The organism is Amycolatopsis sp. NPDC051716 (genome assembly GCF_040681595.1).
GTDB lineage: Bacteria > Actinomycetota > Actinomycetes > Mycobacteriales > Pseudonocardiaceae > Amycolatopsis.
The window spans coordinates 1-22,644 of the sequence record NZ_JBFAZA010000065.1; the positions used below are offsets into that span (position 1 = coordinate 1).

The 22,644-nt window shown below is 72.6% G+C and carries 26 protein-coding genes; 19 read left to right on the top strand and 7 right to left on the bottom strand.

Features of this window, described 5'->3' with window-relative positions:
- The first annotated feature begins 142 nt into the window (after positions 1-142).
- Complete coding sequence (mptB, locus tag AB0M30_RS45870) at positions 143-1,678, top strand: polyprenol phosphomannose-dependent alpha 1,6 mannosyltransferase MptB (protein ID WP_364598511.1); 1,536 nt, start codon at positions 143-145, stop codon at positions 1,676-1,678.
- On the opposite strand, the gene AB0M30_RS45875 is transcribed toward mptB, so the two are convergent.
- From AB0M30_RS45875 to AB0M30_RS45885, 3 genes are read right to left on the bottom strand one after another with little or no spacing between them, the layout of a single operon-like run.
- Positions 1,675-2,082 (bottom strand): TIGR03668 family PPOX class F420-dependent oxidoreductase, encoded by a 408-nt coding sequence (locus AB0M30_RS45875; protein ID WP_364598514.1) that lies wholly within the window; start codon positions 2,080-2,082, stop codon positions 1,675-1,677. The genes mptB and AB0M30_RS45875 overlap by 4 nt on opposite strands.
- The gene (locus AB0M30_RS45880; RefSeq protein WP_364598517.1) at positions 2,079-2,978 is read right to left on the bottom strand and encodes an LD-carboxypeptidase; all 900 of its coding nucleotides are present in this window, start codon (positions 2,976-2,978) and stop codon (positions 2,079-2,081) included. Before AB0M30_RS45880 ends, AB0M30_RS45875 begins: the two co-directional genes overlap by 4 nt.
- Entirely contained in the window at positions 2,975-4,894 is a 1,920-nt protein-coding gene (locus AB0M30_RS45885) for a prolyl oligopeptidase family serine peptidase (RefSeq protein ID WP_364598520.1), read from the bottom strand. The genes AB0M30_RS45880 and AB0M30_RS45885 overlap by 4 nt, the downstream gene beginning before the upstream one ends.
- Positions 4,895-4,971: 77 nt before the next feature.
- Here AB0M30_RS45885 and AB0M30_RS45890 point away from each other — a divergent pair, with 77 nt between their 5' ends.
- From AB0M30_RS45890 to AB0M30_RS45920, 7 genes are all read left to right on the top strand, one after another.
- On the top strand, positions 4,972-5,550 hold the full coding sequence (locus tag AB0M30_RS45890) for a DUF3090 domain-containing protein (RefSeq protein WP_364598523.1): 579 nt from the start codon (positions 4,972-4,974) through the stop codon (positions 5,548-5,550).
- Positions 5,551-5,552: 2 nt separating this feature from the next.
- Positions 5,553-6,350 carry an SCO1664 family protein gene (locus AB0M30_RS45895; protein ID WP_364598526.1) on the top strand — a complete coding sequence of 266 codons (798 nt, stop codon included), beginning with the start codon at positions 5,553-5,555 and terminating at the stop codon, positions 6,348-6,350.
- Entirely contained in the window at positions 6,335-7,252 is a 918-nt protein-coding gene (locus AB0M30_RS45900; RefSeq protein WP_364598529.1) for a phosphotransferase, read from the top strand. The genes AB0M30_RS45895 and AB0M30_RS45900 overlap by 16 nt, the downstream gene beginning before the upstream one ends.
- A gap of 50 nt (positions 7,253-7,302) precedes the next feature.
- Entirely contained in the window at positions 7,303-8,115 is an 813-nt protein-coding gene (locus AB0M30_RS45905) for a DUF3097 domain-containing protein (protein WP_364598532.1), read from the top strand.
- A gap of 84 nt (positions 8,116-8,199) precedes the next feature.
- The gene (locus tag AB0M30_RS45910) at positions 8,200-8,634 is read left to right on the top strand and encodes an NfeD family protein (protein WP_103339344.1); all 435 of its coding nucleotides are present in this window, start codon (positions 8,200-8,202) and stop codon (positions 8,632-8,634) included.
- Positions 8,631-9,119, top strand: coding sequence for an SPFH domain-containing protein (locus AB0M30_RS45915; RefSeq protein WP_364598535.1), 489 nt, complete (start codon positions 8,631-8,633; stop codon positions 9,117-9,119). Before AB0M30_RS45910 ends, AB0M30_RS45915 begins: the two co-directional genes overlap by 4 nt.
- Positions 9,120-9,135: 16 nt before the next feature.
- Positions 9,136-10,560, top strand: a complete 1,425-nt coding sequence (locus tag AB0M30_RS45920; protein WP_364598538.1) for an SPFH domain-containing protein — start codon at positions 9,136-9,138, stop codon at positions 10,558-10,560.
- 128 nt (positions 10,561-10,688) lie between these two features.
- Here AB0M30_RS45920 and AB0M30_RS45925 read toward each other — a convergent pair whose 3' ends face one another.
- Positions 10,689-12,026 carry an MFS transporter gene (locus AB0M30_RS45925; protein ID WP_364598541.1) on the bottom strand — a complete coding sequence of 446 codons (1,338 nt, stop codon included), beginning with the start codon at positions 12,024-12,026 and terminating at the stop codon, positions 10,689-10,691.
- Positions 12,027-12,174: 148 nt separating this feature from the next.
- Between AB0M30_RS45925 and AB0M30_RS45930 the strand changes: the two genes are divergently transcribed.
- From AB0M30_RS45930 to AB0M30_RS45960, 7 genes are all read left to right on the top strand, one after another.
- Complete coding sequence (locus tag AB0M30_RS45930) at positions 12,175-12,492, top strand: hypothetical protein (protein ID WP_364598543.1); 318 nt, start codon at positions 12,175-12,177, stop codon at positions 12,490-12,492.
- Positions 12,493-12,532: 40 nt separating this feature from the next.
- Entirely contained in the window at positions 12,533-13,156 is a 624-nt protein-coding gene (locus AB0M30_RS45935) for a TetR family transcriptional regulator (RefSeq protein ID WP_364598546.1), read from the top strand.
- Between the two features lie 90 nt (positions 13,157-13,246).
- Positions 13,247-14,770: an FAD-dependent monooxygenase gene (locus AB0M30_RS45940; RefSeq protein ID WP_364598549.1), complete on the top strand. Its 1,524-nt coding sequence runs from the start codon at positions 13,247-13,249 to the stop codon at positions 14,768-14,770.
- Between the two features lie 26 nt (positions 14,771-14,796).
- Entirely contained in the window at positions 14,797-15,183 is a 387-nt protein-coding gene (locus AB0M30_RS45945; RefSeq protein WP_364598552.1) for a VOC family protein, read from the top strand.
- Positions 15,183-15,503: a metalloregulator ArsR/SmtB family transcription factor gene (locus AB0M30_RS45950; protein ID WP_360170237.1), complete on the top strand. Its 321-nt coding sequence runs from the start codon at positions 15,183-15,185 to the stop codon at positions 15,501-15,503. The genes AB0M30_RS45945 and AB0M30_RS45950 overlap by 1 nt, the downstream gene beginning before the upstream one ends.
- Positions 15,500-15,973, top strand: a complete 474-nt coding sequence (locus AB0M30_RS45955; RefSeq protein WP_364598555.1) for an SRPBCC domain-containing protein — start codon at positions 15,500-15,502, stop codon at positions 15,971-15,973. The genes AB0M30_RS45950 and AB0M30_RS45955 overlap by 4 nt, the downstream gene beginning before the upstream one ends.
- Positions 15,957-16,562 (top strand): TetR/AcrR family transcriptional regulator, encoded by a 606-nt coding sequence (locus AB0M30_RS45960; protein ID WP_364598558.1) that lies wholly within the window; start codon positions 15,957-15,959, stop codon positions 16,560-16,562. The genes AB0M30_RS45955 and AB0M30_RS45960 overlap by 17 nt, the downstream gene beginning before the upstream one ends.
- On the opposite strand, the gene AB0M30_RS45965 is transcribed toward AB0M30_RS45960, so the two are convergent.
- On the bottom strand, positions 16,542-17,318 hold the full coding sequence (locus AB0M30_RS45965; protein ID WP_364598561.1) for an SGNH/GDSL hydrolase family protein: 777 nt from the start codon (positions 17,316-17,318) through the stop codon (positions 16,542-16,544). The two genes, AB0M30_RS45960 and AB0M30_RS45965, sit on opposite strands and share 21 nt — an antisense overlap.
- Positions 17,319-17,426: 108 nt before the next feature.
- Here AB0M30_RS45965 and AB0M30_RS45970 point away from each other — a divergent pair, with 108 nt between their 5' ends.
- From AB0M30_RS45970 to AB0M30_RS45980, 3 genes are all read left to right on the top strand, one after another.
- On the top strand, positions 17,427-18,002 hold the full coding sequence (locus AB0M30_RS45970; protein WP_364598564.1) for a dihydrofolate reductase family protein: 576 nt from the start codon (positions 17,427-17,429) through the stop codon (positions 18,000-18,002).
- 62 nt (positions 18,003-18,064) lie between these two features.
- Positions 18,065-18,739 carry a class I SAM-dependent methyltransferase gene (locus AB0M30_RS45975; protein WP_364598567.1) on the top strand — a complete coding sequence of 225 codons (675 nt, stop codon included), beginning with the start codon at positions 18,065-18,067 and terminating at the stop codon, positions 18,737-18,739.
- 30 nt (positions 18,740-18,769) lie between these two features.
- On the top strand, positions 18,770-20,779 hold the full coding sequence (locus tag AB0M30_RS45980) for a DUF1707 domain-containing protein (RefSeq protein WP_364598570.1): 2,010 nt from the start codon (positions 18,770-18,772) through the stop codon (positions 20,777-20,779).
- On the opposite strand, the gene AB0M30_RS45985 is transcribed toward AB0M30_RS45980, so the two are convergent.
- Positions 20,776-21,285: a CGNR zinc finger domain-containing protein gene (locus tag AB0M30_RS45985; RefSeq protein ID WP_364598573.1), complete on the bottom strand. Its 510-nt coding sequence runs from the start codon at positions 21,283-21,285 to the stop codon at positions 20,776-20,778. The genes AB0M30_RS45980 and AB0M30_RS45985 overlap by 4 nt on opposite strands.
- A gap of 25 nt (positions 21,286-21,310) precedes the next feature.
- Between AB0M30_RS45985 and AB0M30_RS45990 the strand changes: the two genes are divergently transcribed.
- Positions 21,311-21,475 carry a hypothetical protein gene (locus tag AB0M30_RS45990; protein WP_014467145.1) on the top strand — a complete coding sequence of 55 codons (165 nt, stop codon included), beginning with the start codon at positions 21,311-21,313 and terminating at the stop codon, positions 21,473-21,475.
- 12 nt (positions 21,476-21,487) lie between these two features.
- Here AB0M30_RS45990 and AB0M30_RS45995 read toward each other — a convergent pair whose 3' ends face one another.
- A complete protein-coding gene (locus AB0M30_RS45995; protein WP_364598576.1) occupies positions 21,488-22,522 on the bottom strand; it encodes a site-specific integrase in 1,035 nt (344 codons plus the stop codon).
- Positions 22,523-22,644 lie beyond the last annotated feature (122 nt).

Here is a 22,644-nt window from a genome sequence, read left to right on the forward strand (position 1 = left end):
CGCGAATGACTCATTCGGGACCTCCCACGTCCCGAATGAGTCATTCGCGACCTTCTGCTCGGCGCTGGGTCTCGGCCGTGGTCCCCGAAAACCGGCACTGCGGGAACTCCGCACGAGCGCAGTGTGTAATCTCCGAACGGAAATGGCGACCACCACCGACCCCGCACAGACGCCCTCGACCGGCCTGGCCGAGCGGCTCCGCGTGCCCTCGCGATTCCCCTACCGCACGATCGCGATGGGCACCGTCGGCAGCACCCTGCTGATGGTCGCCGCCCTCGGCGCCGGCGGCATCCTGATCTCCGACCCCGTGCTCGGCCACGGCCCGCTCTCGTGGGTCCGCTACGGCCACGGCCGCATGCTCGCCAACGCCGTCCTCTACACCGGCTTCGGCATGGTCGTCTGGGCGTGGGTCCGGCTCGGCCGCTACGTCCTGGCCGGCCGCATCGGCAGCCGCCCGATCCTGGTCGCCGCCGGCTGCTGGATGGCCCCGCTGCTGGTGTCACCGCCGCTGTTCACCCGCGACGTCTTCTCCTACCTCGGCCAGGGCGCCCAGCTGCTCTACGGGCTCGACCCGTACGCCAACGGCCCCGCCGAGCTCGACGTGCTGCCGAACGTCGTGCAGAACGTCCACCCGCTCTGGCAGACCACCCCGGCCCCGTACGGGCCGCTGTTCCTGCTGATCTCGAAGGGCGTGGTCGCCACCACCGGCGACAACATGATCCTCGGCGTCATCCTGATGCGCGTCGTGCTGCTGGCCGGCCTGGCCGGGACGCTGTGGGCACTGCCGCGGCTGGTCAAGCACCTCGGCGGCAAGCTCCCGGTCGCGCTGTGGCTCGCGGTGGCCAGCCCGATGATGGTCATCCACCTCTTCGGCGGCCCGCACAACGACCTGATGATGCTCGCGTTCCTCACCATCGGCGTCCTCGCCGCCCTCGAGCGCAAGCACGTGCTCGCGGTCGTCCTGGTCACGATCGGCATGCTGATCAAGCCGACCGCGGCGATCGCGCTGCCGTTCATCGTCTGGATGTGGGCCAACCACCTCACGGGCGAGTCGAAGGTCCGCAACTTCCTGCGCGCCGGCGCGGCCTCGGTGGGCCTGTTCCTGCCGGTGTTCGTCGCGGGCACCTGGATCTCGCTGGGTTCGCTCAACCTCGGCTGGTGGTCCGGGCTCAAGGCCCCGCAGCTCATCGCGAACTGGCTCAACATCCCGACCGGTATCGGCGAGGTGTTCTACAACCTGGTCCACCTGATCGTGGACGTCCAGGTCTCGCCGTTCGTGACGGTCGCCCGCGCGGCGGGCATGCTCCTCCTGATCGGCATCGGCGCCCGCCAGTGGTGGCTCGCCCGCGGCGGCGGCACGGAGGCGGTCTACCGGGCCGGGATCTCGCTCCTGGCGGTCGCGATCCTCATGCCGCCGACCCTGCCGTGGTACCTGACCTGGGGTTTCGTCCTGCTGTCGGCGTTCAAGTGGCAGCCGCGCCACCTGGCGCTCGTGGTGGCGGTGTCGGTGTTCGTGACGCTGGTCTACTACCCGACGGGCGAGCAGGCGCTGTACGACTGGTGGTTCATCGCCGGAGTCATCCTGGCGAGCCTGTACGCGGCGGCTTCACTGCTGCGCCCGGACCCGCTGGGCATCATCGACGCCTGGCGCCGCCCGGAGAAGTTCCTCCGCGACTAGGCCCCGGCCCAGCCGCTCCACGTGTGTACGTCCGTCACCACCACCGCGTGCTCCGGCGGCCGCTCGGCGTACTGCTCGTACTTCGCCACCAGCCACGACACCGGCTCGGCGCCCGGCGGCTCCACCCGCGCCACCCCGTCCGCCCGGGCCCACCACAGCCGCGACCAGTCCTCCGAATAGCCGTCGGCCAGGAAGCACACCGCGGGATTCGACTCGATGTTGCGCAGCCGCCGCAACGCCACCGAAGACTTCGGCTTGTGGTCCACCGCGAACACCACGACGTCATCCCGCACCGCGAACGTCACCGGCACCAGGTGCGGCACCCCGTCGGCCGACACCGTCGCCAGCCGGGCCACCCGGGCCGCGGCGAACCGGTCCCGGGCCTCCGCCCAAGAGAGTTTCACGTCAGCGCGGGGGAGTCGAATGTCAGCGTCCCCAGGTCCGCGTCCAGCGTCACCGGCACCCCCAGCGGCAACGTCGGCGACGACGCCACGTGCCCGAACCCGAACTCCTCCACCAGCGGCACCCCCAGTGGCCCCAGCCGGTCCAGTACCAGCGCCCGCACGTCCGCCGGGGCCCCGCACGCCGCCCACGAACCCAGGACGATCCCGCGCACCCCGGCGAACCAGCCGCTGCGCAGCAGCTGCGTCAGCATCCGGTCCAGCCGGTACACACTCTCCGTCACGTCCTCCAGCAGCACGATCGCGTCCCGCGCCGACCCGTGCTCCGGCGTCCCGATCCCCGCCGCCAGCAGCGACAGGTTCCCGCCCGTCAACACCCCCGACGCCCGGCCCGGCACCAACGCCGACCCGCCGCGCACCACCAGCGTCCGCTCCGGCTCGAACAGCGAACGCCGCAGGTGCTCGACCGCGAAGTCGTCGAACAGCACGCTCGCCGGCATCGGGGAGAACAAACTGGACAGTCCCAAGTGGACGTTCACCGCCCGGTGCAACGCCGTGATGTCCGACGACCCGGCCAGCACCTTCGGGCCCGCCGCCCGCAGCGCCGCCCAGTCCACCAGGTCCAGCATCCGCTGGACGCCGTAACCGCCCCGCGCCGCCAGCACGCACCGCACCCCGGGGTCCAGCCACGCCTCGGTGAACTCCGCCGCCCGCGCGGCGTCGGTACCGGAGAGGTACGGCGGCGAGCCCGGCTCCGCCCGCACGCACGGCCCGACCCGCACCTCCACGCCCCAGCCGCGCAGCACCGGCAGCGCCTTCTCCAGCAGATCCGCCGGCACCGGCCCGGCCGGCGCCACCAGCGCCAGCGTGTCGCCGGCCCGCAACCGAGGAGGCCTCACCGCGACAGCTCCAGCCGCGCCACACCCGGCGTCTCGAAGCCGAACACCTGACCGTAAAAGGACAATTCCGCCTCCAGCGCCGCCACGATCGTCGCCGCCTGCCGGAACCCGTGCTGCTCCCCGGCGAACCGCTGGTAGGCGTACGGGATCCCGCGCCCGGCCAGTTCGGCCACGAACCGGTCCGCCTGCTCCGGCGGGCAGATCCGGTCCTCCAGCCCCTGCTGGAACAGCACCGGCCCGGCCAGCCGCTCGACGTTCGCCAGCGGCGAACGCTCCACGTACCGCTGCCGCGCCTGCGGCAACGGCCCGACCAGACCGTCCAGGTACCGCGACTCGAAGTCGTGCGTGTCGCCCTCGGTCCCGGTCCACCCGGCCAGGTCCAGCACCGGGTACATCACCGTGCCCGCCCGGTAGGTCTCCGTCGTCGTCAGCGACGCCGCCGCGGTGAACCCGCCCGCGCTGCCGCCACGGATCCCCAGCCGTTCACCGTCGGCCAGGCCGGCCGCCACCAGCGCCTCGGCCACCGCGACGCAGTCGGCGACGTCCACCACGCCCCACTGCTCCCGCAGCCGCTCCCGGTAGGCGCGCCCGGACCCCGTGGACCCGCCGTAGTTCACCGCCGCCACGCCGATGCCGCGGCTGGTGAAGTACGCGATCTCCAGGTCGAGCATGGGGAAGCGCTGCCCGGTCGGCCCGCCGTGGACGTCCACCAGCAGCGGCGGCAGCTCCCCGCCGGGCGCGGCGAAGTCCGGGTTCCGCGGCGGGTACAGCACCACCGGCACCGTCTCGCCGTCGGCCGTGCTGAACACCCGCTCCTGCGGCACCGGCAGGAGCGCCGAGGGCAGCTCCGGCTGCGGCGTCAGGTCCGTCACCGCGCCGTCGAGGGAAACGCGCACCACGGCGGACTCCCGGGCCGGCCCGCCCGCGACGCCCACGACCGTGTCGCCGGCCACCGCGAGCCCCGTCGAAGACCAGGCCGTCAGCTCTTCCGTCACCGGCGCCACGGTGCCGTCCGCCTCGTCGAGCACCGCCAGCCGGCCCGAGGACAGCACCGCGTGCCGCCCGCCGCCCAGCGGCGCGAACCACCGCGACCCCGCCTTCCACAGCGGGCCGCCCAGCTCCTGCTCGACCGGCGCCAGGTTCACCACCGACCCGTTCAGGCCGACGCGGTGCAGGTTCCACCAGCCGCCGGGGTCCATGAGCGCCAGCAGCGTCGCCGGCGTCTCCCACTCGACCTGGCACACCGAGACGTCCACGCCACCGGCCAGCACCCGGTGCGGCCCGAACGAGCCGTCGGCGGCCACCTCGGCCACGCACAGCTCGGTGCCGTCCCACGGCATCAGCGGGTGGTCCCAGCCGAACCAGGCCGCGTGCCGCCCGTCCGGCGACAGCTTCGCCACGGTCAGGAACCGGTGGCTCGCGCCCAGTACCCGTTCGCCGCCGCCGTCCACGGCGATCGCGACGAGGTCCCGCTCGACGTCGGTGGGACGCGGCCCGGTGCCGCGCTCGCGGACCGCCCACACCTCGCCCGGCGGCCCGGCCCGCAGATCGCCGTAGCGGACGCCCTGCGGCTCCGCGGGGGACGGCGTGAGCGCCACCACGCCGATTTCGCTCTGCGCGTACACGCGCTGATCGGCCCAGTGCGTGAACACCACGGAACCCCCGGCGACCGCCCACGGCCGCCCGCCGTACTCGTGCAGCCGGTTGCGGACGTTCCACGGGGCCGGCAGCACGTCCTCGGTACCGCCCGGAACCGCCCGGACCAGCGCGACCCGGCCCTGCTCAGCCGGTCGCGCCTCGGCCCACCACACCTCGTTCCCGACGACGTCGAGCCACTGCGGGCCGCCACCGGCGGCGGCCACTTCGGCGGCGGTGATGGGCGAAGACCACGTTCCGTACGGGGAGATCCGAGACACCCCCCGAGGCTAGCGGCCCGCGAACGGTGGGGCGGCGGATGCCGATCATGCGCCGGTGGCCTAGGGTCGTCAGTGCTATGTCTCGCGTAATCCACGTCTTCCGCCAGCCGGATCGGTTCGTCGCCGGCACCGTCGGCGAGCCCGGCGATCGCACGTTCTACCTCCAGGCGTCGGAGGACGTGCGCACCATCAGCGTCACCATCGAAAAACAGCAGGTCGTCGTCCTCGCGGAACGGCTGAGCTCGCTGCTGGAGGAGGTGGCCAGCCGGTTCGGCGCCGACGTCCCCGACGACGCCCCCGACGACCTCGTCGACCTCGACCCGCTCACGGTGCCGGTCGAGGAGGAGTTCCGCGTCGGCACCATGGGCCTGGGCTGGGACGCCGACAGCAGCGCGGTCGTCATCGAGCTGCTCGCCATCACCGAGGGCGAGGTCGACGAAACGGTCGTGCTCGACGACACCGAAGAGGGCCCGGACGCCGTCCGCGTCTTCCTCACCCCGGCCGCCGCCCGCGCCTTCGCCGAGCGGGCCGATCGCGTCGTCAACGCCGGCCGCAAGCCGTGCCCGCTCTGCGCCGAGCCGCTCGACCCCACCGGGCACATCTGCCCCCGGCAGAACGGCTACCGGCGCGACACCGACGCGGGCGAAGAAGACTGACCATGGCGACCGACCCCGCCGACCCCGCGTCCCGCGAACTCGTCACCCACGGCCGCATCGACGTCGAAGGCCGGCTGGTCGACGCCTCCAACGTCACGCTCTTCTGCGCCATCGAGCTCGACGGCGTCACCGGCCGGGTCGTCTACAAGCCGGTGTCGGGGGAGCGGCCGCTGTGGGACTTCCCCGACGGCACCCTGGCCGGGCGTGAGGTCGCCACCGCGATCATCGCCGACGCCGCCGGCCTCGGCGCGATCCCGCCGACCGTGCTGCGCGACGGCCCGTTCGGCCCCGGCATGGTCCAGCTGTGGGTCGAAACCACCGAAGACGACCTGGTGGAAGTCCTGCCGCCCGACGACGTCCCCGACGGCTGGCGCCCGGTGCTGCACGCCCACGACCGGCTCGGCGAACCCGCGGTCCTCGCCCACGCGAACCACCCCGGGCTGCGCGACCTCGCCGTGCTCGACATCGTGGTGAACAACACCGACCGCAAGGGCGGGCACCTCCTGCCCGGCGTCGACGGCCACGTCTACGGCGTCGACCACGGCATCTGCCTGCACACCGACCCCAAGCTGCGGACCGTCCTGTGGGGCTGGATCGGCGAGCCGCTGCCACCGGACACCGTCGAGAAGCTGCGCAAGCTGCGTTCGGAGCTCGATGGCGGCCTCGGCCAGACCCTCGCCGAGCACATCACCAAGTTCGAGATCCGGGCCCTGGCCGACCGCACCGACGTCCTGCTCGCCGAGGGCATCTTCCCCGAACCGGGCGACGACTGGCGCGCCATCCCGTGGCCCCTCTTCTGATCGACGACGCCGCCCGGGCCCGGCTCGTCGACCGCTTCGGCGCGGAACTGGCCAGGCCGTGGTGCGACGCCCTCCCGGACCTCGTCGCCCGCCTGACCGCTAGGTGGGGGCTCACCGTCCGCGAGGCCCGGCCCGGCAACACCGGCCGCACCCTGCTGTGCACCGGCCCCGGCGGCGACCTACGGGTCCTGAAGCTGACTCCGGACCCGGAAGTCGCGCGGCTGGAGTTCACCGGGCTACGCGCCTGGGCCGGCCACTCCCGCGTCGTCCAGGTCCTCGACGCCGACCTCGACGCCCACGCGATCCTGCTCGAAGGCCTGGTCCCCGGCACCGAGCTGACGGGGCGCGAGATCCCGTGGGCCGAGCTCGGCGAGCTGCTCGACCAGCTGCACTCTGTGGATCCAAGCGGGGTGGAGCCAAGCGGGGCCGAGTCCCGTGGCGAGTTCCGGCGGCTGGCCGAGGGCATCGAGTTCATCTTCGAGCTCTCCGAACGCCGACGCCGCGAATCCGCGGCCGCCGCGCACATGGGCGCCGACCTGCTGGCCAAGGGGCGCGAGCGGGCGCTGGCGCTGGCCACCAGCGGGCCGGTCACGCTCATCCACGGCGACCTGCACCCGGCCAACGTCCTCGACGCCGGGCCGGGCCGCGGCATCGTGGCCATCGACCCGCGGCCGGGGCTCGGCGACCCGTCCCTCGACGCCGTCGACTTCGTCTTCGTCCCGATGGCCGCCGGTGGCACCATCGACGACGGCATCGCCGCCCTCGCCCCGCACGTGACCGGCTTCGACGCCGAACGCGTTCGCGCCTGGTGCGTCGCGATGGCCCCGCTGGTCGCGCTCGCGCCGTTGCGCCGCGGCGAGCGGACGCCGTTCACCGACGCGGTGCTGGAACTGGCCCGCTGACGGCGTGGCATGCCCCGCCCGGGCCGCTGCCGCCACTAGGTTCCCAGGTCGTGCGCTCCCACTCCTATGACGACGTACTCGCCGGCCGCCGCCGCAAGAAGGTGCCGGAGGTTCCCGCCGAGCGCGGTCTCGTGGTCGAAGACCCGGCCAGCGGCTACTGCGGCGCGGTGGTGAAGATCGAGTACGGCAACGTCGTGCTCGAGGACGCCAAGGGCCGCCATCGCGTCTTCCCGCTCGTCCCCGCCGGGTTCCTCCTCGAAGGCAAGCCGGTCACGCTGGTGCCGGTCAAGACGGTGAAAGCGCCGGTCAAGCAGGTGTCGGCGTCCGGGTCGGTGAAGGTGCAGGGCCTGCAGGCCCGCGTCGCCCGCGACTCGCGCATCTGGGTCGAAGGCAAGCACGACGCCGAGCTCGTCGAACGCGTCTGGGGGCACGACCTGCGCGTCGAAGGCGTCGTCGTCGAACCGCTCGACGGCGTCGACGTGCTCGCCGACCGCATCGCCGAGTTCGGCACCGGCCCCGGCCGCCGCCTCGGTGTCCTGGTCGACCACCTCGTGCCCGGCAGCAAGGAGTCGCGGCTGGTCGAGGCCGTTCACGACGAGAACGTGCTGGTCACCGGCCACCCCTACATCGACGTCTGGGAAGCCGTCCGCCCGGCGGCCGTCGGCATCGAGGCGTGGCCCAAGATCCCGCGCGGGATCGAGTGGAAGCAGGGGATCTGCGACGCGCTCGGCTGGGGGCAACCTTTCGAAGGCTGGCAGCGTGTCCTGAGCGGGGTGAGCAGTTTCCGCGACCTCGAGACCCCGCTCATCGGGGCGGTCGAACGGCTCATCGACTTCGTCACCGAACCGGCGGAAGAGGGCTGAATGTCTGAATTGTCCAAGGTCACGCGAAGGTTACGTCCCGTCACCGCGCCGGTGCGAACCGGCGCGATCTGAGAGCATGAAGCCATGTCTTGGGCTCTGGTCTGGTTGATCGTCGGGATCGCCCTGGTGATCGCCGAAGTCGTCTCCGGCGACTTCGTGCTGGTCATGCTGGGCGTCGCCGCGCTGTTCGGCGCCGGTGCCGAGGTCCTCACCGGGAACCTGGTCATCGACGTCGCCGTGTTCGCCGTCGCCTCCGTCGGCATGCTCCTGCTGGTCCGCCCCGCGCTCAAGCGGCGCCTGCTCTCCGGGCCGGCCCACCACACCGGCATCGACGCGCTGATCGGCGCCCGCGCGGTGGTCGTGTCCACAGTGGACTCCGAAACGGGTCAGGTGAAACTGGCCGGCGACGTCTGGTCGGCGCGCAGCATGTCGGCGCACCTCCCGCCCATCGCGCCCGGCACCTCGGTCACGGTCGTCGAGATCTCCGGCGCCACCGCCGTCGTGTCGGACGAACCGTGAGCCTCGGGCTCGTCATCGTCGGCGAGGGCCACGCCGCGGTGCTCGAACGCGGCGGGCAGTTCCGCGGCGTGCTCGGCCCCGGCCGCCACTTCGTGCTCCCGTTCGCCGACCGGGTCCGCGCCCGCCTCGACCTCCGTGACCAGATCCTCTCGGCCCCGCCCCGCCCGGTCGAAGCCGGCGACGGGCACGAGATCCTCATCGGTTTCGAGGTCGTCTTCGCGATCACCGACCCGCGCCTGGCCACCTACGAAATCTCCGCCCCGGCGCTCGCGATCGAGCAGCTGGCCCGCACCGCGCTGCGGCAGGAAGCCGGCCTGACCACGGCCGAGCGCGCCGTCACCGCGCCCGGGGACCTGCACCGTACAGTGTGGACAGTCCTGCACGACACCACCGGCCGCTGGGGCATCACCACCAAGGAACTGCAGCTCGCGGTGAGCCCGCCCGCTGCACCCACAACGCCGTCAACCGCGCAAGAATGGTACTAGGTAAGGGGAAATTCTCTTGACCGGATTTGTGATCGGCCTGGTCATCGCCTTGGCCTTGCTCGTGATCATCACGATCGCCAAGGCGGTCATGGTGGTGCCGCAGGCGCAGTCGGCCGTGATCGAGCGGCTCGGCCGGTTCCGCACGGTCGCCTCGCCCGGCCTCAACATCCTCGTGCCGTTCCTGGACAAGGTGCGCGCCCGGATCGACCTGCGCGAGCAGGTCGTCTCGTTCCCGCCCCAGCCGGTGATCACCGAGGACAACCTGACGGTGTCGATCGACACGGTCGTGTACTTCCAGGTCACCGACTCGCGCGCCGCGGTGTACGAGATCTCCAACTACATCGTCGGTGTCGAGCAGCTGGCCACCACCACGCTCCGCAACGTGGTCGGTGGCATGAGCCTCGAGCAGACCCTGACCTCCCGCGACTCCATCAACACCCAGCTGCGCGGGGTGCTGGACGAGGCGACCGGCCGGTGGGGCATCCGCGTGGGCCGCGTCGAGCTCAAGGCGATCGACCCGCCGCCCTCCATCCAGGACTCGATGGAGAAGCAGATGCGCGCCGACCGCGAAAAGCGCGCCATGATCCTCACCGCGGAAGGTCAGCGGGAGTCCGCGATCAAGACCGCGGAAGGCCAGAAGCAGAGCCAGATCCTCTCCGCCGAAGGTGCCCGCCAGGCGACCATCCTCGCCGCCGAGGCCGAGCGGCAGTCCCGCATCCTGCGTGCCCAGGGTGAACGGGCCGCGCGCTACCTGCAGGCGCAGGGCCAGGCGAAGGCGATCGAGAAGGTGTTCGCCGCCATCAAGGCCGGCCGTCCGACCCCCGAGGTGCTGGCCTACCAGTACCTGCAGACGCTGCCGCAGATGGCGCAGGGCGACGCGAACAAGGTCTGGATGATCCCCAGCGACTACGGCAAGGCCCTCGAAGGCTTCGCCCGCGCGCTCGGCGCCCCCGGCGACGACGGCGTCTTCCGCTACGAGCCGCCGAAGGACGACGACGTCCCGGCCAAGCCCGACCTCGAGGATGAAGAAGTCTCCAGCTGGTTCGAAACCAAGAGCGACCCGAAGGTCGCCGAAGCCGTCGCGGCCGCGGAAGCGGTGGCGCGCAAGGAGGTCCCGGCCATCGGGTCGCCCTCCTCGCCGCCCGCGCGGCCGTCGATCCCGCGCCCGGCCCAGCAGCAGCAGCCCGAGCCGGCGGCCGACGAGGACCGCGGCACCGAGGTCACGCCCGCGCCGCAGCAGCCGCCGACACCCCAGGGTGGCCAGCCCGCGCTGCCCCAGCCGCAGGCCCCGGCCGGTCCGCCGCCTGGCGGCCAGTACCAGGGCCCGCCGCCGCAGGCCCCGCCCCCGGGCCAGTTCGGCGGACAGCAGCAGCAGAACCCGGGCACCGGCCCGTTCCCGCAGCAGCCCCCGTTCGGCGGCCCCCAGGGCCCGCGCCGCTGACGTTCCCCCGACGAGGGGCCTCCCACCAATGCGGTGGGAGGCCCCTCGTCACGTGTGTCGTCCCTCCAGACACGCGTGTCGTCCGCCTGGACACGCGTGTCGTCCGCCTGGACACGCGTGTCGTACGGTCAGGTGCGCTGGTAGATGCTCGCGTCGTCGATGTCGGACTTCGAGCGGTCCTTCAGGAAGATCACGCACAGCACGGAGACCACCGCGGACAGGATGATGTAGCCGGAGATCGCGTACGGCGTCCCGGTCTGGTGCAGCAGCCACGTCGCCAGCAGCGGCGCCGGGCCGCCCGCGAACACCGAGGCCAGCTGGTAGCCGAGCCCCGCGCCGCCGTAGCGCAGGTGCGTCGGGAAGCTTTCGCCGATCAACGCCGCCTGCGGTCCGTATTGGAGCGCGTGCGGGACGAAGGACACGACGACCGCGACGAACACCAGCGCGTGGCTGCCGTGCGCCAGGATGGTGAAGTACGGGAACGCGATCACCCCGGTCAGCACCGCCCCGCACAGGTAGACCCGTTTGCGGCCGAAGGTGTCCGAAAGGGACGAGAACAGCGGAATCAGCGCCAGCTCGCACGCGGCCCCGACGAGGACCGCGTTGAGCACGAAGGTCTTGCTGAACTCGTGCCGCGACACGACGTAGATCAGCACGTAGCTGGTGAACAGGTAGAAGGGCATCTGCTCGCTGAACCGGACCCCGGCCGAGAGCAGGATTTCCCGCCAGTGGTGCCGGATCGCGTCGAGCACGGGTGTCCGCGCGGTCTGCCGGTTCTCGACGAGCTTCGCGAACATCGGCGTCTCGAGGATCTTCAGCCGGATCACCAGGCCGACCCCGACGAGCACCAGGCTGAGCAGGAACGGGATCCGCCAGCCCCAGGAGTCGAACGCGTCGGGGGAGAGCGTCGCCGACAGCAGCGTCATGCCGCCGGTGCCCAGCACCAGCCCGACCGGGACACCGATCTGCGCGAAACTGCCGAGCAGCCCGCGTTTGCGCTGGTCGCCCCATTCCATGGCGAGCAGCACCGAGCCGCTCCACTCGCCGCCGATGGCGATGCCCTGCACCAGCCGCAGCAGCACCAGGATCAGCGGGGCGGCGACCCCGATCGCCGACGTCCCGGGCAGCATCCCGACGACGCCGGAGGAAATGCCCATCAGCAGCAGCGTGACGATCAGCGTCGCCTTCCGCCCGATCCGGTCACCCCAGTGCCCGAAGATGGCCGCCCCGACCGGCCGAGCGGCGAACCCGACCGCGTAGGTCGCGAACGACTGCATGGCGCCCGCGTAGGCACTCGAAGCGGGGAAGAACAGGTGCGGGAAGACCAAGGCCGCCGCGGTGTTGTAGAGGAAGAAGTCGTACCACTCGATGGTCGTGCCGACAGCGCTCGCCAGCGCCGCCCGCCGTACCTGCACCTTGCTGCCCGGTGCCACCTTGTGAGTGACGCTGTTGTCGCCCAGAACCATCTCGCAACACCTCCGGTGACCGATGTCACACAACAGTGTGACGCCCGAGGACGGTTTCGGCGATCGATGACGCGTTTCTCGTCCGGTCGGTGACGGACCGCCGGAAAAATCGGGGGCGCGCGGCGATCGCCGTCTTTACGCTCGAGCCATGCCACGCCGGATCATGTACCTCCAGCTCAAGACGGGCTACAACACCGACCGGGGCCCGTCGTGGATCGCCTGGGTGCGGTTCTCCAAGACCTGGCGGACCGCGTACGTGCACGGCCGCGAGCTGCGCCGCTGGCCCGGCCTGTTCGACGCCAACTTCGTCGACGTCGAGACCGGCGAGGAGTTCTGGCTGTCGGGGCCGAAGCGGGACCGGACCGACGGCCGCTACAGCAACGCCCGCCCTCTCGTCGAGAGCGACGCCGCCGCCCGCTACGACGCCTTCCTCGCCGGCGCGCCCGCCGCCAAACTTGCCGACTAGGTAACTTTGCAGATTCGGCAAAGTTCGGTACCTTGGGGTCATGGACACCGACCGAGCCGGCCTGCGCGATCGCAAGAAGCAGCAAACGCGCATCGCGCTGAGCTGGGCGGCGATCCGGCTGACCGTCGAACGCGGCTACGACAACGTCCGGATTGAAGACATCGCCGCCGAAGCCGGGGTGTCCACCCGGACCTTCAGCAACTACTTCGGCAGCAAGGGCGAAGCCATCGTCGCCCGCCACCACGAGCGGGCCCGGGCCATCGCCGCCGCGCTGCGCGAACAGCCGGCCGGGATGCCGATCTGGGACGCCATCACCCAGGCCGCGCTCGACGGGTTCGCGCTCGGCGAACCGGTGCCCGATGGGCGAGGCGCGACCCCGGAGTGGATCGAAGGGCTGCGGCTGATGGTCGCCGAGCCCACCCTGCAAGGCGAATTCCAGAAAGCCGGCGCCGCGGGCGAAGCCGAGTTCGCGCTCGCCGTCGCCGAACGCACCGGCACCGACGCGACCCGGGACGTCTACCCGCGGCTCTTCGCGGGCGTCATCGGCGCCGCGCTCAACGTCGTCACCCAGCAGTGGCTCGTCGCCGAACCGCAGACGTCGCTCGAAGAGGTCCTGCGGGACGTCTTCGGCCGGCTCGCCGCCGGCCTGCCCGAACCCCGCTAGAGCCGCACCCATCCGAAGAGCGCCCGCGCCGCGGGCTGCTTCGCCATGCCCGAAAACGGCTTTGCCATGCCCGAAAACAAGGAGTCCACCGTGGAAGACGTCGTCATCGCCGGAGCCGGCCCCAACGGCCTCATGCTCGCCTGCGAACTCGCCCTCGCCGGCATCCGGCCGCTGGTGCTGGAACGGCTGCCCGAACCGACCACCGAAAACCGCGCCAACGGCCTCGTCGGGCAGGTCGTGCGGCTCCTCGACCGCCGCGGGCTGCACGAGCGGCTGGCCGGTCCGATCGGGCCGCCCTCGCCGGCGTTCGTCTTCGGCGCGCTGCGCCTGGACCTCACCCTCGCCGAGCGCAACCCGCTGAACATCCTCGGCGTGCCGCAGCGCCGCGTCGAAGCGGTGCTCAACGAGCGCGCCGCCGAACTCGGCGTCGAGGTCCGGCGCGGGCACGAGCTCACCGGCATGACCCAGGACGCCGGCGCGGTCACCGCCGACGTCACCGGCCCCGAAGGCGGCTACCGTCTCACGACGCGATACCTCGTCGGCGCGGACGGCGGCCGCAGCGCCACGCGCAAGCTCACCGGCATCGGCTTCCCCGGCGTCACCGAAGACCGCACCGTGTCCCGCACCGCCAACGCCAGCGTGCCGGCGGAGTTCGTCGACGCGGCATCCGGCGGCTTGCGCGGGCCGGGTCACGGCGTCATCCCGCCGTTCTTCCACTACCGCACCGAAACCGGCCTGTTCGTCTACGCGCCGTTCCCGACCGGCACGCTCGTCACCACGATCGAGTGGACCGACGAGGAGGAAACCGGCGACGAGCCCCCGATGACCCTCGACGAGCAGCGCGCGAGCATCGAGCGGGTACTCGGCTTCGCCCTGCCCGTCGGGCCGCCGGAAGGCGACGGGCCCCACCTGCTGCGGCGGCTGCGCGGGCGCAACACCCGGCTGGCCGAGAAGTTCCGCGAAGGGCGGGTCCTGCTGGTCGGCGACGCCGCCCACGTCCACTCCGCCATCGGCGGTCCCGGGCTCAACCTCGGCCTGCAGGACGCTGTCGGGCTCGGCTGGAAGCTCGCCGCCACCCTGCACGGCTGGGCGCCCGAAGGCCTGCTGGACACCTACGAGAGCGAACGCCGCCCGGTCGCCGAGCGCGTGGTCATGCACACCCAGGCGCAGTCCGCGCTGATCACGCCGGGCGGCGACGTCACCGCGCTGCGCGAGCTGTTCGGCGAGCTGCTGCGGCTCCCGGCCACGGTGCAGCACATCGCGGACCTGATGACCGGCGCGGACATCCGGTACACCCCGGCCACCGACCACCCGCTCGACGGCCGCTGGGCCCCCGACCTCGTCCTGGCCGACGGGACCCGGCTCGCCGAGCTGACCCGGACGGCCCGGCCGCTGCTGCTGGACTTCACCGGCTCGCTCGGCGACGAGCTGCGCGGCTGGACCGACCGCGTCGACCTCGTTCCCGGGCACGCCCCGGGCGACGCGACCGCGCTGCTCATCCGGCCCGACGGCTACGTCGCCTGGGCGACCAGTGCGACGGAGCCGGACGACACGGAACGGAAGTCCCTGCGCACCGCCCTCGAACGGTGGTTCGGCCAGCCCCTTGACGTGTAGGAGATCTCCTACGTATTGTCGGCGGCATGACGATCACCCACGTGCAGTTCCTGACCCTGCCGGTTGCCGACCACGCCCGAGCGCGGGACTTCTACGTGGGCAAGCTCGGCTTCGAAGCGCTCGTCGACCGCCACACGCCCGAGGGCGGCCGGTTCGTGATGGTCGCGCCGAAGGGGGCGAAGACCGGTGTGGTCCTGACCGATCAGCAGGTCACCGGAATCGAACCGGGTCCGCGGCACTTCCAGCTGCAGACCACCGACGTCGACTCCGACGTCGCCGCGCTGCGGGCGGCCGGGGTCGAGGTGGCCGAGCCGCAGGCGCAGCCGTGGGGCCGGGCGACGTCGTTCACCGACCTCGACGGCCACACGATCGGCCTGCTCGAACCGTCGGACTTCGGCGCCGTGCCGCGCTGATGCCGGTCAACGACGACGTCTTCGCGGCGCTGGCCAGCCCGGCGCGGCGCGAAGTGCTGCGGCTGCTGCTCGACGGCCCGATGGCCGCCGGCTCGATCGCGGAGCGGTTCGAGATGGCCCGGCCCAGCCTCTCGGAACACCTGCGGGTGCTTCGCGAGGCGGGCCTGGTCACCGAACAGCGCCAGGGCCGCAACCGCGTCTACCGGCTCGACGCGGCCCCGCTGGAAGAGGTCGCGGACTGGCTGACACCGTACGAGCGGTTCTGGCGCACCAAGCTCGCCAACCTGCGCGATCTGCTGGACGAGGAGGAAGACCGGTGACCGACGACGACCCGAGGGCGATCCACGTCGACCAGTTCCTCGCCCACCCGGCCCGCAAGGTGTGGCGCGCGCTGACCGAGCCGGAGCTCCTCGAGCGCTGGCTGAACATGCCCAACGACATCAAGCCCGTGGTGGGGCACCGCTTCGAGCTGCTGGCCGAGCCGGTGCCCGCGGCCGGGTTCGCCGGCGGCCCGGTGGCGTGCGAGGTCCTGGAAGTCGAGCCCGAGCGCAAGCTCAGTATCCGCTGGGGTCCGCAGTGGACGGTCACCTGGCGGCTCGAACCGGAGGGCACCGGCACCCGGCTGTTCCTCAGCCACGAAGGGTTCGACCCGGACGACGAGTTCCAGCGCGTCTCCCGCCGGATCATGGGCGGCGGCTGGCGCTCGCACGTCCCGCGGGCGCTGGCGCGGTTGCTGGACTCGCTGCCCGATCCGGCCCCGTTACGATCTGCTGGTGAACCCCGCCGCTGACCCCGCCGAGCCGAAACCGCTGCGTGCCGACGCCCGGCGCAACCGGGCCCGCGTGCTGGAGGCGGCCGAGAGCGTGTTCGCGGCCAAGGGCACCGGAGCGCCGACCGAGGAGGTCGCCCGCGTCGCCGGCGTCGGCATCGGCACGGTGTTCCGGCACTTCCCGACGAAGGAGGCGCTGCTCGAAGCGGTGCTCTTCGCGCGGCTGAGCCGGTTCGTCGAGGAGGCCGAGACGGCGGTGGCCGCGGAGTCCGCCGATCCGGGCAGCGCGTTCTTCACGTTCCTCACCAGCTGGGTCGAGATGTCGAGCGCGAAGAACGCCTACTTCCAGGCCCTCACCGCGGCCGGGGTCACGGTCCCGGTGGCGAAGTCCGACATCGGCGCGCGGCTGCTGACGTCCCTGGGCGTGCTGCTTTCGCGGGCGCAGCAGGCGGGCGCGGTCCGGGAGGACCTCGTCGTCGGCGAGCTGATCCCGGTGATCATCGGCGTCGCGCGGGCCGCCGAGTACGCCGGCCAGGACGCGGCCCTGCGCGACCGGGCCAGGGAAATCCTCTTCGACGGGCTCCGCCCGTCAGCGGGGGATCGGCGCTGACTCCACCGGCGCGAGCACCGGGCGCTTCGCGGTGAGCGTGTCGCCGGAGGACTCGCCCCGCAGCCGGCGGCGCACCCACGGCAGCGCGTGCTCCTGAGCCCACTTGAGGTTCTGGCTGCGGCGCGCGGCCGGGCTCAAGACCTCGCGCGGGCCCAGTTCGGTCGCGGCCAGCGGGTGTTCGACGCCGAGGGCGGCCAGCACGGCGATGGCGACCTCGGTGTGGCCGTAGGCGTTGAGGTGCAGGCGGTCCGGCGCCCACAGCCGCCGGTCGCGCAGCTGCCGCATGGCCCACATGTCCACCAGCAGCGCGTCGTGGCGGGCGGCGATGGCGCGGACGAACTCGTTGTAGATGGCGACCCGGCCGCGCATCTTGCGGAACAGCGCGTCCTCGACGCCGTCGACGCCGGTGAACAGCACCAGGCGGGCGCCGGTCGCCCGGATCCTCGCGACGGCCGCTTCGTACTCGGTCATCAGCCCGTCGATGTCGACCTTGGGCCGCATCAGGTCGTTGCCGCCGGCGTAGAGGGTGACGAGGTCGGGGTCCATGGCCAGCGCGGGCTCGAGCTGCTCGCCCAGGATCTGCGGCAGCAGCTTGCCGCGGATGGCGAGGTTGGCGTAGCGGAACTCGGACTCGCGCGCGGCGAGCTGCTCGGCGACGCGGTCGGCCCAGCCGCGCACCCCGTTCGGGGCGGCGGGGTCGTCGTCACCGACGCCTTCGGTGAACGAGTCCCCCAAAGTCACTAAGCGCTTGCTCATGTGTCCAGTGTAGGCAAGCCGCGGAAGCAAACTCCGGAGGCCTGTCGGATCCAGCCGATGGTGTTCGTAGCAGGGGTAACAGGCCACCCGCTTCCTCGAGGAGTCTCAATGACCGCCACCTACACCTTCGACGTCTTCTCCACGCTCGACGGCTTCGCCAACCACAGCGGCGACTGGAGTGGCTACTGGGGCAAGCAGGGCCCCGAGTTCCTCGCCCACCGCGCCGCCACCTACCGCGACCCCCTGCACATGGTGCTGGGCGCCAAGACCTACGCGTCGAACGCCCCCTTCCTGGCCCCGGGCTTCGACCGTGCCCGGTTCGACGAGTGGATCACGCGCATGTTCGCCGCCCCGGTGACGGTGCTCTCCGGCCGGCTGACCGCGCCGCTCGACTGGCCGGGCACGACGATCGAGCCCGGCGACCCGGTCGAGGCGGTCAGGCGCCTCAAGGCCGGGTCCGACGTGCCCCTGCGCTCCCACGGGAGCCTGACCCTCAACCGGGCGCTGCTGAACGCCGGCCTGGTCGACACGATCGAAGTGACGGTGTTCCCGGTGCTCTCCGGCAAGACCGGCGTGGACCGGGTCTTCGACGGCGTGGCCGACTTCGACCTCGAGCTGCTCTCGGCCCGGACCTTCGACGGCCACACGCAGGTGCTGACCTACCGGCCGGCCCGGCACGGTTGACCGGCGTTCCGCCCGGCGCGGAATCCGTGGACCGTGGCGCCCGGCCCCGGTACACGGGAAGGGTGACCGACTACGACGCGATCGCCGACTGGTACGAAACCACGCTCGTCCCCAGCTGGCGGGCGGACCCGTTGGAGTTCGGGCCGACGCTGCGGGAGCTGCTCGGGCCGGGCACGGGACCGTGCCTCGAGCTGGGCTGCGGCACCGGCGCCCACGCCGGGCGAATCCGGGAGCTCGGCCGCACCCCGTTCGGCGTGGACGTCTCCGCCGGGATGCTGCGGCACGCGGCCGCGCGGTTGCCGGTCGCGCGGGGTGACGCCACGGCGCTGCCGGTCGCCACCGGGGCACTGCCCGCCGTCGTCGCGATCATGGTCCACACCGACATGCCGGCCTACCCCGCGGTGCTGCGCGAAGCGGCCCGCGTGCTGGCGCCGGGCGGGGTGTTCGTGCACGTCGGCGTGCACCCGTGCTTCTGCGGCGGGTTCGCCGACCGCACCGACGGCCGCGCCGTCGTCATCCGGCCCGGCTACCGGGAACCCGGCTGGACCATGGAGTCGTGGACCGACCAGGGCCTGCGGGACAAGGTCGGCGCCACCCACCTGCCGCTGCCCGCGCTGCTGGACGCCGTTCTCGACGCGGGCCTGGTGTTCGAACGGTTCGCCGAAGGCGGCGCCCCCACGCCGACGGTCTTCGCCTGGCGCGCGAGAAAGCCTTACGCCGAACGAACCAACCGATGATCGCCCGGGCTGGGTCGCTATCCTCCCGCGATGACGGGGGAAGTCCGAATCGGTGACCAGGCCCGCGCGGCGGCCACCCGCACACTGGACACAGCGTTGCGCGAAGGCCGGCTCGACCTGGCCGAGTACGAACGGCGCCTGGTGGTGGTCCAGGCCGCCCGGGTGCGGAAGGACCTGACGCCGGCGATCACCGATCTGCCCGACACGTCCGGCCGCACCGGCCCGAACCTGCGGATCTCCGCCGCCGACCGCGAACGGGCACTGGTCCGGCTGGCCGGCGCCCTGACCGACGGACGCCTCGAAGCACGCGCCTACGCCGACGCCGAGGCACGGCTGAACCGGGCTGTCACCTATGCCGACATCGACGCCGTCGTCGGCAACCTGGACGCCAAGGCCAGTCACCTCGAGCGCGATCAGGCCATCGCGCGCATCGAGGCCGCGGTCGCCGGCGGGCTGCTGGATCCGGCCGAGCAGCACGACCGCGTGGCCGCGGTCCGGCGGGCGACCACTGACGCCCAGCTGGCCGCGCTGGTGGCCGACTTGCCCGCCGGTGCGGGCCCGGCCCGGTCGCCGCGGGCCTCGCACGCCGACCGGGAAGCCGTGGTCGCGCGGCTGCACGAGGCCGTCGAAGCGGGGGTGCTCGACCTGCCGGAGTTCGACGAGCGGGTGCGCGCGGTGTACGCGGCGCGGCTGCGCGACGAGCTGTCGAGGCTGGTGGCGGACTTGCCCGGACCGACTCCGGAACCGGCGGCGCCGACCGCCTTGCCGCCGGCGCCGCCGGTCGTCCCGCCTCCGCCGAAGCCGCCATCGTTCGAGGCCGGCATGACCGCGGCCAAGGTCGCGGGGTTCAGCCTGTTCCCCCTGATCGGCATCGTGATCGTCTTGGCGATGGCGGGGTTGACCGCTCTCGCCATCGTGGGCGGGTCGGTGTCGGCGATCGTGTTCGTCGGAGTACTGCTGTGGGCCAAGCGCACCACGACCGCGGCCATCGCCGCGGAAAGCGCTCCCCAGGACGGATACCGGTTCCCCGCGGGAGCCGAACCGTTCCCCGGGCCGGCAACCTGGGTCGGCGTGGACCCGGCCGAGTGGACGCCGGCGGAGAAGCCGCCGCGCACGCTGGGCCGGCACAAGGGCGACCTCAAGTCCATCACCACCCTGGTGCTGCCCGATGGCACCCCGGTCGCGATCACCGGCGGCCGGGACAACAAGGCCCGGGTGTGGGACCTGTCCGACGACTCGTGGCGGCACACCCTCGACGGCCACACCCACGACGTGGCGGGTGTCGCGGCCATGGTCCTGCCGGACGGCGTCCCGGTCGCGGTGACGGTCAGCCCGGACCGGACCGCCCGGGTGTGGGACCTCCGGGACGGCTCACCGCGCGGCACCCTGCCGGGACTGGCCCCGGACGCGGCGGCGGTGCGGTGCCTGTCACTGGCCGACGGCACCCCGGTCGCGGTCGTCCACAACGGCTGCACCGCGATCCAGACGTGGGACCTGCGCGACCACAAGAGGCGGCACAACCTCCGCGACCACACCACCTTCGACCACGCGGTCCCGGTGGTCCTCCCCGACGGCACGCCGGTCGCCGTCGTCTCCGATTGGGGAAGCCACCACCTCGAGGTGGTGAACCTGGCGAACGGGAAGCCGCGGTTCCGGCTCAGCGGCCACACCCAGCCGGTCAACGCGATCGACACCACGGTCCTCGCCGACGGCACCCCGATCGTCGTGTCCGCCGGCCAGGACAAGACGATCCGCGTCTGGGACCTGCGCCGCCGGACCCTGCTCCACACCGTCTCCGGCCTCGTCGACGCGAAGGAAGCCCTGGTGTGCACGGCCCTGCCCGACCGCACCCCGGTGGCGGTGGCCTGTGACTGGGAGCTGGGGAACACGATGGGGTGGGATCTCCGGAACGGCTCCGAACTGCCGTTCCGGTTCGATTTCTGGGGCGACGTCCTGGGTGCGGCCGCACTCCCGGGCCGGACCCTGCTCCTGGGGTTGTCGGAGGACCCGCGCGCGGCGGCGGTCCGTGAGCTGGCCTAGGCGCTGATCTGCCGCGCCCGGTGCTCGGCGACGTGGACCCGAGTCGCACACCGCGTCGAGCAGAACCGGCGACGGCCGTTGCGCGAAGTATCGACGTACGCCGTTTCGCAGCCTTCGCGGCCGCAGATGCCCAGCCGGTCGGGGGCCTCGCACACCAGGTGGGCCAGCCCGCCCGAGGTGTACGCGCGGACCCGGCCGACCGGACCCGCGTCCTCGGCCGAGTAGTGCAAGTGGGGTGGCTTGCCGTCGTGGGTGGTGATGTGCGGGCGGCAGGCCGCTTCGGCCAGCAGCTCGTTGACCAGTTCCGGGCGCGCGCCGGCGGGCGCGGCGAACACCGGCCGCAGCCGGGCGGCCCACGCGCCGATCAGGGCCGCTTCGCCGTCGGTCAGGGCTTGGATGGCCATGCCGTTGCGGACCATGCCGGCGAGGAGCTCGCTCGCGGAGCCGGCGTTGACCAGGTCGGCGGCCACCAGCGCCGCCGGGCCGCCGTAAGGGTTGAAGTGCACTGAGTCATTACAGCACGATCGGGGCATGGACCGGAACCGTTGCCCCCGCTGTGGCTGGCCGCTCGCCGAACTCCCGGCGGCCGCGTCCCAGCCCGTCACCCGTCGCCTCGACTACGTGCGCTGCGTCTGCGGCAGCTGGCTCGCCCGCTGGGACGGCGAAGTCGTCGGCGCCACCCGATCCGCGCCGTGACACAGCCATGACTCAGAGGTCGAGCGCGCCCGCCGCGTTGTCGTTCCACTGGTCGACACGGCGGATGTACTCGTACAGCGCCCGGCTGCCGCGCACCCAGCGGCCCTGGTCGGCGATCGCCAGGTCGTCGGCTCCGGCCCGGCGCGCCTCGGTGGCGAACCCGGACCGCAGGGAGTGCCCGGTCACCGGGTACGGCAGGCCCGCGCGAACTCCGGCCCGGGTGAGGATCTGGTTGACGCCGGCCGTGGTCAGCGCGGGCTCGCCGACGTTGCCGTGCCGGTCGACGCGGCGGAACGCCGGCCCTTCGGTGATCGCCGCGCCCGACCGCCACGCGTGCCACGCCCGTACCGGGTCCGTGTCGGGGCTCTCGCGCCGCGGGACGACCATGTCGCCGGTGCTCTTGCCGTGCCGGACCGTCACCGCCAGGCCCCGGTCGTCGACCGGCTGCACGTCGGTGACCAGCAGGTTCGCCAGATCGGAGCAGCGCGCGGCGATCGGGAAGCCGATCAGCAGCATCGCCCGGTCGCGGGCGCCGGCCAGGGTGTCCGGGCACGCTCGTGACATCGCCCGCAGGTCGGCGAGGGTGACCATGGTGGCCTTGCCGCGGCCGCGCTGGACGCCTTCCCGGGCGAGGCGCTGCCGGTACCCCTTCAACGCCCGCCACGCCGCGCGGCTCGCCTCCGGATCGACGACGACCTGGTGGTGGCGCAGCCCGGCCAGCGCCCCGGTGAGCCGCCGTTCGATCGTCGACGGCGCAGCCGGGGCGGCCCGCTCGGGCACCTCGGGCACGGCTCGTTCGCCGGGCCGCAGCGTGCGTCCCCGTTCCAGCCACACGACGAACCCGGTCAGCGCCCCGATCGACGCCGACAGCGGCGGGATCCCGGCTTCGGCGGTGTAGTCCTGCCACACCTGCCAGTCCTGGGCGTAGGCCTTGAGCGTGTTCGGCGGCCGCTGCTCGTCGACGTGCCGGGCGGCCGCGGCGTCCAGCAGCGCCAGCCGCTCGTGCGGGCTGAGCGCGGCGTCGATCACCGGTTCCAGGTCGGGCACGCGCCGAGGTTACGGGATGTCGATCTCCGCGGGCAGGAACCGGCCCAGGGCGTCGGCTACCGCGTCGGGACGTTCCAGCGTCTGACACCCTGGCGGCGTCCAGGGAAAATCCGGCCGGAACA